The sequence below is a fragment of the Chitinophagaceae bacterium genome, from assembly GCA_016717285.1.
Lineage (GTDB): Bacteria > Bacteroidota > Bacteroidia > Chitinophagales > UBA10324 > JACCZZ01.
On sequence record JADKFU010000005.1, the window covers coordinates 1,233,422 to 1,247,407 of the forward strand.

Genomic DNA, 13,986 nt, shown 5'->3' on the forward strand with positions numbered 1-13,986 from the left:
GGTGCAAGCAAATTTCCGGATTCTTTATGCTTTTCAAATTTATTTGAATGGCAGAACTCTGTGCTCCTATTCTAAAATCTGAAATCAGTTACCAAGGCAATAGCGTATAGACAGTGCTGTGTTGATGATATTTCATCTCACTTTCTCCTCAATGTCTCAGGATAATTGAAATATAGATTATACAAATTTTTCATATTACGGTTTAAAAAAGAATGGTGATTTAATGCTGCTATCCGGATCGGCATCGCCTTACGTCGATTTTAAAATCTTTTTTTGAACCAGTGAAAACCATCAACAGTTCTCTATCGTAATTAAGCGGCTTTTATTTAAAAAAATCAGGTTAAAGACAAATCATGCTGAACTACACCATCAATTGATACAGGAGGCGAAAGAATCTTACTTGATATAATATTTATTATGAATTCCATTTGCGAACCAAATTATCATCTGCATTATGAATATCATACGTTAACGAAATCACAATTATGAAAATGTAGCATCGACCTATTGTTTGTGAATTTACTTTCAAATCCTCAAATTTTAAATAGTTTCAAAGAAATAGGTATGAAATCAATGAGTTGCATCATATTAGAAGATGATCTTATCAGTTTGAAAGTTTTGCAAAACCTGATCAGTCGTGTGCCTGAGCTTGATCTTATCGCATCGTATTCGGATCCTGTTCAGGCGCTTGATTATTTTGAGAGATTCCAGCCTGACATATTATTTCTCGATATCAATATGCCTGGTTTAAATGGTTTTGAATTCCTTAACAAACTAGATGTAAAGCCACAAACGATATTCATTACCGGACATGCGGATTTTGCATTAGATGCATTTAAGGTAGGCGCCCTCGATTATTTGCTTAAACCATTTACTTCCGAATCTTTTAAAAGTGCCATCAACAAAGCCCACATTTTTTTTAACGGAATGTCAAAGAAACCATTGGCCAATGATGCTGTTTTTATCCGTTCAGAAGGCAAATACCATCGCCTTCAATGTGATGATATCATCTATATCCAGGCCATGAAAGATTATGCAGTAGTATATACAAGAAGTTCTCAGCATGTAGTGGCTATGAACTTAACAACTATATTAAAACAACTTCCTCAGAATTATTTCATTCGTATTCATAAATCGTTTGCCATTAATTTTCACAATATCGATTCCTTCAACAATAATTCTGTCACTATCGGGAAGCTATCTATTCCTGTAGGTAAAAGTTATCAGGAAAAATTATTGAATCGTATGCCTTCTGAACTCGTCATTAAGCGATAAGATTAAAATATCTATTGATAGGCCTGTATAAGCCATAAGGTGGTTCGTATAATTTTTGGGGTGGTTAGTATAATGCCGGAGTCGTTCAAAAACTCTGATTGCATTTTCGCACGTAGGTATTCGAAAACAAACCACAAAACATGAAAACAATTACAAGCTTAAAGCTCAAACATCTACTGTGTCAAAGCATTTTTCTCACAGCCTTTACAATTATTTTTCTCAGTGCCTCCTTCTATATGAAGGCATATGCCACCAATGGCAACGGTGTTGTAACCGTTACTTCCAATAGCGCTTGTGTTGGCTATACTCCTGCTCAGGGTGGTGGCCCCGATAATTGGGAAGTTATACAAGGAGGTGACTATAATATTACGATTGCCGGGGTAACTGAATGCTCAGGCAGTGAGATTACTATCTTCTTTCAAAATAGTAATACTGGTAACTGGTGCATCACGGCAACAGGCAGCGGTGGTGTTTATTCAGGATCTTTCACTATGCCAAATCCTGCTTGTTTTACGACACCAATTTCTTATAAATGCGGTGGCTATCAACCTTGTGATAATGCAAATACCTTAAATGCAAAAGGTCCGAGTGGTTCAAAGAGTGTGCATCTGAGAGCATCTAATTTTAATGGCAGCTGTGTAAAGACGAGCACAGATGAGGATTGCAACAGCGGATCAACCTGCAATTTGTCATTGGAATTGAATGGGACGGATGTATCATGTCATGGCGATTACAACGGAACAATTGACTTAACAGTTATCGGAGCACAAAGTAATGATGTAAGTTACCTCTGGAATGACGGAGCTATAACAGAAGATAGAACTGACCTTTCACCTGGAACATACACCGTAACTGTAAGCGATGGGGGAACTGATTGCCAGGTTTCAAAAAGTATCAGTATTGGTGAACCGGATGCAATTGTCTTGAATGTAATGGTAACTGGTGTCACCACAGCCGGCGGAGGCTCCGATGGGACAATTGATATCACCGTAACTGGTGGAACAACGCCTTACACTTTCCTTTGGAATGATGGAACAACCACAGCAAACAGAGCCGACCTTACTCCGGGTATTTATGCATTAACCGTAACAGATGCACACGGATGTGGAGCTGCCTTTGATACCTCGTTGGTTATTCATCCCGATCCATGTAGCCTTTCGGTAAATGCCGGACCCGATGCATCCAAGTGTCATGGTAAATCATTAATGCTCTCTGCTGTATGTGCTGATCAAACTGCTACTTTCAGTTGGTCACCAACAACGGGTTTGAACAATCCGAATATTGCCAATCCGATTACTACTGTTGGTCAAACAACAACGTATACAGTAACAGTTAATGCAGCAAATGGCTGCACAGCTTCAGATGAAGTTGTGGTTACCGCGTATGAGCAGGTTAAGGCCAAGATTACTATCAAAACCAACAATGCAAGTTGTGGTGCACCCTGTAAAAGGTTGTCTACAGCTTTCGATGCTAATTACGTTTATACCTGGAGATACAATGGCGCAGACGCTACAGTTGGAAACATTCATTCTAATATTTACTGCGCTTGTCAATCCGGCACCTACGCAGTGTGGGTAACAGATACATCAATTGGTTGTACACACCATTCAAAGAAAATTGAAATAACGATTGGACAGAAGATGCAGGAGGGCGATCAGATTGCAGAGGTTAAAGATATTCAAATCAATGCATGGCCGAATCCTGTTACTGATTACCTGAATGTTACAATTCTGAATGTAAAAGAAGGCGCAGTAAGCGTGCAACTTTTTGATATGTTTGGAAGATTGATCAACACAGTGAATATGAATGGCAACAAGCTGAGTGACAATGAAACCATCAATTTCAACATGAATGATTTGTCTTCAGGCATGTACCTGGTAAGAATGATCAACGGTGATTACAGAGGAGAACAAAAAGTAATGTTGATCAAATAGAGTAGGTTGAACCCGATGATCTTCATTTTTAAAACCGCACAGCTAAGGCTGTGCGGTTTTTTTTATGAGCAGAGATCAACCTGAAAGTTGATGGATCTGCAAATGAATGAATCCAAAAGCCATATTAGAATTTGTAATAGGAGAAAGGTTCATGGCCTAACCTCTGCAGGAATTAAAATGAATTAATAAGGTTCTGTCCAAGATCCGGTATCTTAGCTATTGGTTGGCATAAACACTTCAAATATTAAAACACCTGAATGAATAACAGCACGATACAAACAAAAAAAACAAAAAACGGTTGGTTGTTGCTGATTCAGAAGATGCTGAAACGTATTCGCCGGTTTTATAAAAAGGATTGTTGTGAATAATTTATGTGGCGGAAATATGTGTTATTCCCACACCGGATTTCTCTTTCTGGTGATATATTTCTTAAGGTTGATCCAGAATGCAAGGATCAGGTAAATGATAACAGGTGAGCTTACCGTGATGAAGGCAGTGTAAATAAAGAATAACCGTATATACGAAGATGCAATGCCCAGCTTGTCGCCCAGGTAGCTGCAAACTCCGAAAATTCTTCCTTCCACAAAGTATTTTACGCGGTTCATTCCGCAAAAATACTTTCTTTCCGAATACTAATCAAGTTAGTTTTAGTGGAATGAAGGCAGATAAATTCAAGGCGCAGTCTTAAGTATTTGGTGTCCGATTGCACAATCCAGACAGCGAAAGTTCTTGCAGTAGCTGTGATGAAGCTGGAGCAATGCCTGCGATTCAAAGGCCGTATTCGCTTGAAGATTCAGCCTATGCCAGTTCTGCAACACGTTGTTTTTTTCAGCCCCTAATTCTTCGAGCAGGGAAAAAGCGCGATCGCAATGATTGCTTTCGCCATGTAGTTTGCCATATACAAATAGAAACGGTGCAATGGTATTAATGAGTAACAATTCAATAGAGGCTCTGCCAAATGTTTTTTTTCTCGTTTTTGATGTCTTGTCAAAACGGTAGTGATTATCCCAATAAGATGAAGCCTCATCTTCAAATAGTGAAAAGTAGTTTTCAGTGGCACAAGGAGTAATAATTCTGGAGAAAAGATGAGAAGACCTGAAAAGGAGATGAGCAAACTGTGCCAATCGAATGGTTGGAAAATTGGCCGGCCTCAGCCGCAGAAATTTCCATGCGTGCTTTTTTAGTGGCTGCAATCCGTATTTTTTTTTCAGGAAGCTGAATTCTTTTTTCAGTGTATCCGGATAGTCGTCTGTAAATTTTTCATCCAGGAATCCTGCTGTACCGAAAAGAAGTGCTTCCAGTTGAAACAAATTGTTTTTATGTTTCGCCAGCACTTTTACAGGAAGTGATCTCGCAAGCATCTGAAAGGGTGCTGCATTTATTCTCGCACCATAAGCCATGGCAATAAACTGGTAGCATGTTTCTTCCCAGTTCTGCTGGTTTTCCTGCAGGGATGAAAGGATAGGTTGAATTTTCCTTTCCATTCGTTCAGCCAGCAGGCGATGCAACCATTGCTGTATGAAGATGGCCGGAACTTTATTTATTTGTTGCTCACAGGGAATCCACGTGTTGCTTCTCATGAGAACCTGGTACTGCTCATAAATGGAAGTATCAAAATGATTTTTTATTTCCAGGCATGGAATGCGACTACCGTCTTCTCTGGAAATGGGAGCATCATTTTCATAAACCACATGCAACACAATATTATCGTAAGCCTTGTCATCCTGGTGGCGATGTGTTTTCCATTCAGAGGACTTCACGTGAATTTCAATGTTGCCAGCCCAAAGCGTTTCCCCGATCCTGATTTTTGCATTCAGAAAGTCAGGGCCCGCATCATGGTTGAGTTCGCCGGCGGTGATGATTGAAATTTTTTCATCTTCGGAAGTGAGCAGTGCATGGTTATTCAGGAGTTTCATTCTCCACAGATAATGCAGAAATTTTTCAGTCATAAGAATAGATTTATAAAATACACTGTAAGGTTAAGAAATGCCGGCGATATGATAAAATTATCAGCCGGATTTTTCTCTGTTTATATAACTGCAGAAAATGCGTACTGACAGGCAGTAATATTTAAAAAGCGCTGGCATTTATAAAAATACAATGGTGCGCAATTGTTAAGAAAGATTAATCTTTTAACACCCGATTATAAAAAAGCAGCCATCTCGTGCTGATAACGGGACGATTGATTTCTTGCTGCATCTGCAAATTGCTCTGATGCATCCGCATAAATTATATCTCTGGAAACATTTATCAGCAATCCACATTGTTCATTGATACCATTTGCAGCAACTTTTTGCAAATCACCACCTTGTGCGCCAACTCCCGGGACGAGTAAAAAATGATCAGGTACCATTGTGCGTATATGCTTAAATAATTCCGGGTGAGTACCGCCCACTACGTACATCATATTGTCTGCGTTTCCCCATGACAATGATTTGCGGATCACAGCTTCAAACAATTTTTCACCGGCCGTTTCCCGTTGTTGAAAATCATTGCTGCCTGCATTGGAAGTCAGCGCCAATAAAATAACCCACTTGTTATCATACTCCAGGAAAGGAGTTACAGAATCTTTCCCCATATATGGAGCTACTGTCAATGCATCGAATCCGAAACCCGATTGTGCTTTATCGAAAAAGGCACGGGCATACATAGCAGAAGTGTTTCCGATATCTCCTCTCTTTGCGTCAGCAATCGTGAAAATGTTTTTAGGAATATATTCCCAGGTTTTCTTCATGCTTTGCCAGCCTTTTATACCTGACGATTCATAAAAAGCAGTATTGATTTTATATGCGACACAACAGTCTTTTGTTGCATCTATGATACCCCTGTTAAATTCAAAAACAGGATCAGGATGATGTAGAAGATGTTTTGGTATTTTCTCAATATCGGTATCAAGACCTATGCAGAGGAAAGATTTTTTTCTTTTGATGTGCTCGGTTAAATCTTTACGTGTCAACTGAGAAGGGTTTGAAAAGTTGAAATGTTTGAAATGGTTGAAATGTTTGAAATGTTTGAAATGTTTGAATAGTTGAAATGTTTGAAATGTTTGAAATGTTTATATTGTTTGGTTTCATTCAACTGAATTAAAAAATATAAATCTGTTGTTTCAGTTGCCCCCTTTATCATCTTTCGGGAACTACAATCTAAACAATCTAAACTCTATAAACTTTATAAACCCTTCAAACCCTTCAAACCCTTCAAACCCTTCATGTGGCTTCAACCCGCAAAATCTCCGGTACCGATCTTTTAATAGCTTCTTCAACTCCGGCCGTCATCGTCATTTCACTCATTGGACAATCTTCACAGTTTCCGAGTAGTTTAAGTTTTAACACCATGTCGTCCGTTAGTTCAATCACTTCAATATTTCCGCCATCCGTTATAAGGTAGGGTCGAAGCGTGTTAAGTGATTCTTCCACGCGGATCAATAAATCCTGGTGTTTCTTTTTTGTGGTCATTGTTTATTGTTTTATTTCGACATAAAAGTCGAACTAACATGGATTGCTTGCTGTCTATTTTAACCTGCCATTTCTACTACTTTGGTTGATTCAAAATTAGCATTTCTGATCGCAACATGCTGTGCAACTTTCTGGGCCAATTTCAGAAAAGCTGATGAACTAACAGGTTCATCACTTAATACAGCAGGTTTTCCTTCGTCGCCACCTTCCCTGATTCTTTGTACAATGGGAATCTCGGCGAGCAATGGCACATTGTATTCTTCCGACAATTTTTGTCCGCCACCTTTACCGAAAATATAATGTTTGTTTTCCGGAAGCGCCCCATCTGTTCCTTCGGGAATAAAATAAGACATGTTTTCCACTATGCCGATGATTGGAACATTAATAGGATGAATACTGAACATACCTATCGCTTTTTTTGCATCAGCAAGAGAAATATCCTGAGGAGTTGTAACAATGATGGCGCCTGTTACAGGAACGGTTTGAACCAATGTAAGATGAATATCGCCGGTGCCCGGTGGAAGATCAATCACCAGGTAATCCAGCTCACCCCAATCACAGTCTGTCACAAATTGCCGCAATGCTGAAGATACCATGGGTCCTCGCCACACTACCGCTTGCTTTTCATCAACTAATAAGCCTATTGATAACGCTTTAATGCCAAATTTCTCAATAGGAATCATGAGTTGCTTTTCACCAGCTTCCTTCACCATTGGCCGCTGCCCTTTGATATCCAGCATAAGCGGAATTGATGGACCATAAATATCGGCGTCAATCAATCCTACCGAAGCACCATTCTGAGCAAGTCCTATTGCCAGGTTTACTGCAATTGTTGATTTCCCAACACCACCTTTACCCGACGCAACTGCAATAATATTTTTTACACCGGGCAACACTACACCATTGTCCTTCCTGCGTGAGGTTACATCAGAAGTCATGTTAACATGCACCGTCGCTTCCTTATCAATCAGGTGATGAATAGCATTTTCACATGCTTTTTGTATGGCATCTTTCATCGGGCAGGCAGGCGTGGTCAGGATTACAGTGAATGATACATCGTTTCCTTCCACAATAATATCGCGCACCATATTCAGGGTCACCAGGTCTTTTCCGAGGTCAGGATCATCTACATAGCTAAGCGCTTTGAGCACTTGTTCTTTCGTAATAGGCATTTTGGGAATTTTCATCGGCGAATGTACGGACAATCAGCTGAAAATCGACGTTTTGACAGCAATCTGAGACCGTTAACATTGTTGAAATTCCTGAGTGTTAAAAAGTTATCGCTGCGATTATTAATTTAAAAGTGCAAACATTCCGGAAACGTATTAATGTTTTATTCAAGTATTATTAATGATTTGGTAATATAGAGTAGAATAGTCTAATAATATCTTTACGCCGATTTAACGAATTAATAAACCTTCCTTAACATGAAAAATGCTGTACTACTATTACTAATTGCTTTTTCGACTGTAACATTAGTTTTTGGACAAACAGGCACAACGACTTCGGCATCTTCATTTAATCCTACGATTAAAATGAAAGGTCTGCTTCATGCACGCTATGAAGCTTCACTTACCGACAGTGTGGATGCACAAGGGAAAATCACACCTACGCCTGTTTATTCTAATTTCAGAATAAGGCGTGCAGAATTACGGGCTGATATTAAGCTGAATGACCGATGGTCAGGCGTAATTCGCGTGCAATTGCCCGAATTGAAATCAACCGGAACCACCTTTGGTAAAGTAATTGAGTTGGCCTACTTCGAGTATAAATATGCTGATCAGTTATCTGTTCGCGGTGGTCAGTTTAAAGAACCTTTTGAGTTCGATGAATTAACCAGTCATGAAGATCTGCGCATGATTGACCGTGGACCTACCAGTCGTTTATTTGTGAGTAATTATTATTCTTCTTACAATCCCGGACTGATGGTATTTGGTACTTTTCTTAAAAAAACCACCCCTCTTACTTATTATGCGGGTGTATTTAACGGCAGCGACCGGTCATTAAATTATGACCTGAATTTTGGTAAGGACTATGTGGGAAGGGTAGAGTTTTCTCCCATACAAAGTTTACGTTTTGCAATAAATGGGCAGCTTAATTCTATTGAGAAAGGCGTAACTGCTGGTGCAGCAGGTGCAGATGTCAGTCTTCAGCAACCTCTTGGTGACCATTTGAAATTAATTTTGGAAGGAGAATACATTGGCGGGAACAACAACGTAAAATATTCGAGTGATACTGATTCCAGCAAGGAGATGAAGAACTTTATGATGAACGGGTATTTTGCTCAGGCACTATTGAGGTATCATGTTGATGTACCCGGTTTACAAACTTTTGAGATCGGTGGAAAATTTGAACATACCAATCCACTGGTTACGAATGACGAAGGTGCATACAATACAATCACCGGCGGTATTGGATTTATCTTCGTCCCTGACAATGATGCACGGCTTCAATTAAATGTAGTTCATACAAATTACAAGGAAGAGATATCAGGTTCACAAAAAAATAATACCATGTTTGTTGCACAGTTGCAGTTGAAGATATGATGCGGATGTGCCAATATGCCGGCTGTTTAATGTGCCCGTGAATGAGAGGTGTGGTAAAATATTGTATGCGAATTATTAAGGAGTGACAAAAGTTTAGGGTAATTGTTCGCATCCAAGAGACTGGTGCGTCTTTTTAGTCAAACAAAACGAATACTATTTTTTATTTTCCTGTTGTTTCTTCCCATAAGCTCAGCAAAGTAAGATCACTTTAAAGCAGCTTGCTTTTGCTCAATGCCGTATTCAGGTGCTTATTGTTTTTGATAATAACTTTCAACACATGAATTGTAATGCGCATCTTTTCCTTATTAAAAAAATACCTGCATTGCCGGATGGGTGTATTATTTTTCCGATAGGAAATATACAATAGTGGATATTGCAATGTAAACAGATTCCGTTTGCAGCATTTTTCAAATAGTTTGTAAAGCATGATCAAGAAGAAAAAGATAACCAGTGAATCGTTGAGTATTGACGAAGTGAAACAATTACGCAGCGTCAGCAACCGGTTTGGCAGAACGTGGGCAGAACAGAAAGCGCTATTGCTGAAGAAAATTTCCAGCCGGCCAATTAATGAAATGCAGGTATTAATTGCCTACCATGATTGTTTGCTCTTTTTGCAAGCATATCCGGAAAACAAATCCCTGTTTCAACTATCGGCTATCGAACTTGAAAGGGTATCCAACAGCGCACGATCCATTTTTGAAAATGGTAGTCAGCGAAATCAAAAGCAACTAAGCGGTACCGGAATCGCCTTTACGCCGGTAAATGTTGCATTTGGTTTTGATCTTACTGCGTGGCTGGCCCATCAATTTCCGGAACAGATAAGCATTTTTGAATGTGGAGCGGATAAGCAAATCATGAAAGAAATTCTGCTATTGCTTTTGCCGGAGACAGAGCGTGAAGTTTTTGAAAAGAATGACTGGTCATTGGAGGAGTTTATTGCTCTTGCTAAAGGAAAAAGTCCACTGTCTGATTTGCAATGGCTTACGGATCTTTTTCGATGCAGAGATTTCACGCCCACGTTGCGCGATCTTTTATATGATAACCTGAAAATTTATATAACCTGGAACACAAATCAAACAGGTGTATCAAGAACTTATGCGCGATCACTTCCCGCAAAGATCTATTATCAAAAGCTTGAATTCAAAAGGCTATTGGTTGCTTCAAAAATTATTATTCAACCTTTGGAAAAAGCAGTCAGGATTTCTTTGACGGAAAAGACGGAACTGGTAACCGTATCGCGCGGCATACTTGGCATGCTCGAACGAGAGACAGATCCGTCCACTTATGCTGACCAACAGGCAGTCGAATACTTTGAGATGGGAAAAGGAATTTCAATTGCCTTATATCCTATGGATACGAACCGCCGGCTGCCATTTGATTCTTATATCGGTTATATGGCTTTTAAAAACAGGATACCCATTGCTTATGGCGGAGGATGGATTTTTCAACAGCGTTGTAAAATTGGTGTGAATGTGCTGTCAGCTTTTCGGGGTGGTGAATCGGCGTATCTTTTTTTGCAAGTGTTGCGTTTGTACCATCATCATTATAAAATCCATCGTTTCATTATTGAACCTTACCAGATAGGATATAAGAATACTGAAGGATTAAAGTCCGGTGCGTTTTGGTTTTATTACCGTTTTGGATTTATTCCTATAGATAAGAAGATGAAAGAACTTGCTAACTCAGAATACAAAAAGATACAATTGAATAAAGAGTATCGCACACCGTTGCAGGTATTACAGAAATTAGCTGTGTCAGCTATGGAATTGAGCCTGAATGAAACAGGAAATCATGACCTGGATGTTTTAAGGATCAGTGATGGAATAAGTAAGATGATTAATAACCGGTTTAACGGCAACCGGACGAAGGCGGAAAAGGAAGCAATTCTATTTGGTGTGGAATTTCTTGGGTTGAAAATCAGGCAGATTGATTTCTCTTCGATAAAGAAGAGTCTTCAGAATTTTTCAATGTTGTTACTGTTGCTTTCACCTCCTTTTAAATCATGGAACAAAAAAGAAAAAGATGCCTTGGTGAAATTGATTTTGTTGAAATCAAGTGGCAGTGAATGGAAGTATGTGCTTGAATTTCAAAAGCACCATAAACTAAACCAGGCTATCGCGAATTACTTTACCGGAAAATGAAGTATAAGCCATTCATTAAATAAAAAAAGCTCCCATGAGGAGCTTTTATGAAAGAGGTTTTTTTAATTAATTGACCTGTTTTTCTTCTACAGGAATCACACTGATATAATTGCGTTCATCGCGTTTGCGACGGAATTCAACAATGCCTTTCACCTTAGCGAAGATAGTATGGTCTTTTCCCAAACCAACGCCAAGTCCTGGCCAGAATTTGGTGCCGCGCTGGCGAACAATAATATTTCCTGGAATGGCAGCCTGACCGCCGTAAATTTTTACACCAAGTCGTTGTGCATGCGAATCACGTCCGTTTTTGGAACTGCCTTCACCTTTTTTATGTGCCATGACAAGTAAATTTTCGGGTTTAAAGTTGGTTGATGGTAATCTTTAAGCTATCGTATCAATCTTAATCTTTGTAAACGCCTGGCGATGACCAACTTTGCGTTTATAACCTTTACGGCGTTTCTTTTTGAAGGCAATTACTTTATCACCTTTAAGATGGTCGAGAATAGTTGCGGAAACAACCGGCGCCTTGATATTCTTTACAATACCACCTTCTGCCAATTGAACCAAAACTTTATCAAATTCCACCTTGTCACCTGCATTGCCCTGAAGGCGGTGGACGAAGATTTCATTACCTGGTTCCACCTTGAATTGCTGACCAGCAATATCTACAATCGCGTACATGAGCCTGAAAATTTAGATTAAGGGCTGCAAAGATAAACTTTCCGGCTGTAAATCAAAATAGCGGAAGCAAAATTCTTCCGGACGCAGAATGCTGTCTGAGACAGTGGATGCTGGTAATTTTTACAGCGAAACAGCAGGAAATTTCCATTTTAAAGGTTGCCTGTATTAAACAGGCAGCTTTTTTTATTTATTTGCACCATTATGTTTGATCCTGCCCTTCTGCATGCCGAGTTAGTATTTAAAGCCGTAAGGAGTAGCGGCAAAGGTGGGCAAAACGTTAACAAGGTGGCTTCGAAAGTGGAGTTGTATTTTGATGTCTCCCATTCAATTGTGCTGGATGAAGAACAAAAAAAAATGCTCATTGTGAAACTGGGAAACCGGATCAGTAATGAAGGAAGGTTAATGGTAGATTCTCAGGAAAGTCGCTCGCAGATCAGTAACAAGAAAATTGCCCTGGCGAAGTTTGATGAATTGATTACGAATGCATTTAAGAAAAGGAAAGTGCGTGTGAAATCGAAACCTTCTGCTGCGGCTAAAGCCAAACGGCTTGACTACAAAAGAAAAAATGCTGAGAAGAAGCAATTAAGAATTAAAAAATTTGATGACTGATGTGGATTTGGGCCTGAATTAAAAAGGTGATATCAGTGTCAATCTGACGTTCAATCTCTACCTTTGATATTCCAAATTTCATACAATGCCATACTATCATTCTTTAGGAAGTGTGCCGCCGAAACGCCATACCCAATTCCGTAAACCAAACGGAGAATTATACTCAGAACAACTGTTTTCTACAGAGGGGTTTGCAAGCACTTATTCGATTTTGTACCATCACTATCCGCCCACCATCATCAAATCGGTTGATGAACCATTTTCTGTTGAACCGAAGTTGCTCGCACCGAAACAGATGCTCCACCGGAGTTACCAGGGATTTAATGTCCTTCCGGAGGATGATTACTTAAAGAGCAGGAAGTATGTACTTGCGAATAGTGATATTCATATTGCGCTGGCTGCACCCAGAAAATCTACCAACGGATATTTTATCAAGAATGCGGATGCCGATGAAATGATTTTCGTGCATGTTGGATCAGGCACCTTGAAAAGCATGTATGGAAATATTGATTTTGAATATGGTGATTACCTCATCATTCCGCGTGGAACTGTTTACCAGATTCATTTTAACGATGAAAATAACCGGTTACTCGTTATGGAATCTTTCAGTCCAATAGTACCCCCAAAAAGATACCTGAATGAAGTGGGTCAGTTGCTGGAGCATTCTCCGTTTTGCGAAAGGGATATCAAGGTTCCAAAGGACCTTCAGACCCATGATGAAAAAGGTGATTTTCTCATTTACATACGCAAGAATGGGATGATGTATCCTTATCATTATCTCTACCATCCGTTTGATGTTATAGGTTGGGATGGATGCAATTATCCATGGGCATTTTCTATTCATAATTTTGAACCGATCACGGGTCGCGTTCATCAGCCACCTCCTGTGCACCAGACATTTGAAGGAAGAAATTATGTAGTGTGCAGCTTCGTGCCCCGGCTATTCGATTATCATCCGCTCGCAATTCCTGCACCTTACAATCACAGCAATATCGATTCAGATGAAGTATTGTATTATGTGGATGGTGACTTTATGAGCCGCAAAAAGGTGACTAAAGGAATGATAACGCTTCATCCAGGTGGTATTCCGCATGGCCCGCATCCCGGAACGGTTGAGAAAAGTATAGGTGCAAAAGAAACGAAAGAACTTGCGGTGATGATTGACACATTCCACCCTTTGCTGATGACTGAAGAAGCGGTTGCAATTGAAGACAAGGACTACTACATGTCGTGGATCAGTGATAAGGACAGGGACTCTCTTTTGATTGCATAGAGCTTTGTTTATCGCTCTCTCACGCAGGTAAAAAAGAGGTTTTTCTCACTCTTGTCGAAGTAGGTATGCTTG

The 13,986-nt window shown here is 39.7% G+C and carries 13 protein-coding genes; 6 read left to right on the forward strand and 7 right to left on the reverse strand.

Annotation, left to right across the window (positions count from 1 at the left end):
* Positions 1 to 564 precede the first annotated feature (564 nt).
* Together IPO83_14930 and IPO83_14935 are read left to right on the forward strand one after the other, a co-directional pair.
* Complete coding sequence (locus IPO83_14930) at positions 565 to 1,275, forward strand: response regulator transcription factor (GenBank protein ID MBK9732546.1); 711 nt, start codon at positions 565 to 567, stop codon at positions 1,273 to 1,275.
* Between the two features lie 140 nt (positions 1,276 to 1,415).
* Complete coding sequence (locus IPO83_14935; protein MBK9732547.1) at positions 1,416 to 3,209, forward strand: T9SS type A sorting domain-containing protein; 1,794 nt, start codon at positions 1,416 to 1,418, stop codon at positions 3,207 to 3,209.
* 389 nt (positions 3,210 to 3,598) lie between these two features.
* On the opposite strand, the gene IPO83_14940 is transcribed toward IPO83_14935, so the two are convergent.
* The 5 genes from IPO83_14940 to IPO83_14960 all read right to left on the reverse strand — a co-directional run bounded on the left by IPO83_14940 (position 3,599) and on the right by IPO83_14960 (position 7,836).
* Positions 3,599 to 3,814: a PspC domain-containing protein gene (locus tag IPO83_14940; GenBank protein ID MBK9732548.1), complete on the reverse strand. Its 216-nt coding sequence runs from the start codon at positions 3,812 to 3,814 to the stop codon at positions 3,599 to 3,601.
* 66 nt (positions 3,815 to 3,880) lie between these two features.
* Positions 3,881 to 5,158, reverse strand: a complete 1,278-nt coding sequence (locus IPO83_14945) for a DUF2851 family protein (protein MBK9732549.1) — start codon at positions 5,156 to 5,158, stop codon at positions 3,881 to 3,883.
* A gap of 194 nt (positions 5,159 to 5,352) precedes the next feature.
* A complete protein-coding gene (pyrF, locus tag IPO83_14950; protein MBK9732550.1) occupies positions 5,353 to 6,165 on the reverse strand; it encodes an orotidine-5'-phosphate decarboxylase in 813 nt (270 codons plus the stop codon).
* Positions 6,166 to 6,415: 250 nt separating this feature from the next.
* Positions 6,416 to 6,664, reverse strand: a complete 249-nt coding sequence (locus IPO83_14955; GenBank protein ID MBK9732551.1) for a NifU family protein — start codon at positions 6,662 to 6,664, stop codon at positions 6,416 to 6,418.
* A 59-nt stretch (positions 6,665 to 6,723) separates the two neighbouring features.
* Positions 6,724 to 7,836, reverse strand: a complete 1,113-nt coding sequence (locus tag IPO83_14960) for an Mrp/NBP35 family ATP-binding protein (GenBank protein ID MBK9732552.1) — start codon at positions 7,834 to 7,836, stop codon at positions 6,724 to 6,726.
* 255 nt (positions 7,837 to 8,091) lie between these two features.
* Here IPO83_14960 and IPO83_14965 point away from each other — a divergent pair, with 255 nt between their 5' ends.
* Together IPO83_14965 and IPO83_14970 are read left to right on the forward strand one after the other, a co-directional pair.
* Positions 8,092 to 9,210: a hypothetical protein gene (locus tag IPO83_14965; protein ID MBK9732553.1), complete on the forward strand. Its 1,119-nt coding sequence runs from the start codon at positions 8,092 to 8,094 to the stop codon at positions 9,208 to 9,210.
* Positions 9,211 to 9,635: 425 nt separating this feature from the next.
* Positions 9,636 to 11,351 (forward strand): hypothetical protein, encoded by a 1,716-nt coding sequence (locus tag IPO83_14970; protein ID MBK9732554.1) that lies wholly within the window; start codon positions 9,636 to 9,638, stop codon positions 11,349 to 11,351.
* Positions 11,352 to 11,417: 66 nt separating this feature from the next.
* On the opposite strand, the gene rpmA is transcribed toward IPO83_14970, so the two are convergent.
* Both rpmA and rplU read right to left on the reverse strand, forming a co-directional pair.
* Entirely contained in the window at positions 11,418 to 11,690 is a 273-nt protein-coding gene (gene rpmA / locus IPO83_14975) for a 50S ribosomal protein L27 (GenBank protein ID MBK9732555.1), read from the reverse strand.
* A 42-nt stretch (positions 11,691 to 11,732) separates the two neighbouring features.
* The gene (gene rplU / locus IPO83_14980) at positions 11,733 to 12,032 is read right to left on the reverse strand and encodes a 50S ribosomal protein L21 (protein MBK9732556.1); all 300 of its coding nucleotides are present in this window, start codon (positions 12,030 to 12,032) and stop codon (positions 11,733 to 11,735) included.
* A gap of 201 nt (positions 12,033 to 12,233) precedes the next feature.
* Here rplU and arfB point away from each other — a divergent pair, with 201 nt between their 5' ends.
* On the forward strand, positions 12,234 to 12,641 hold the full coding sequence (gene arfB, locus IPO83_14985; protein MBK9732557.1) for an aminoacyl-tRNA hydrolase: 408 nt from the start codon (positions 12,234 to 12,236) through the stop codon (positions 12,639 to 12,641).
* Positions 12,642 to 12,726: 85 nt separating this feature from the next.
* Complete coding sequence (locus tag IPO83_14990; protein MBK9732558.1) at positions 12,727 to 13,914, forward strand: homogentisate 1,2-dioxygenase; 1,188 nt, start codon at positions 12,727 to 12,729, stop codon at positions 13,912 to 13,914.
* Positions 13,915 to 13,986: the final 72 nt, after the last annotated feature.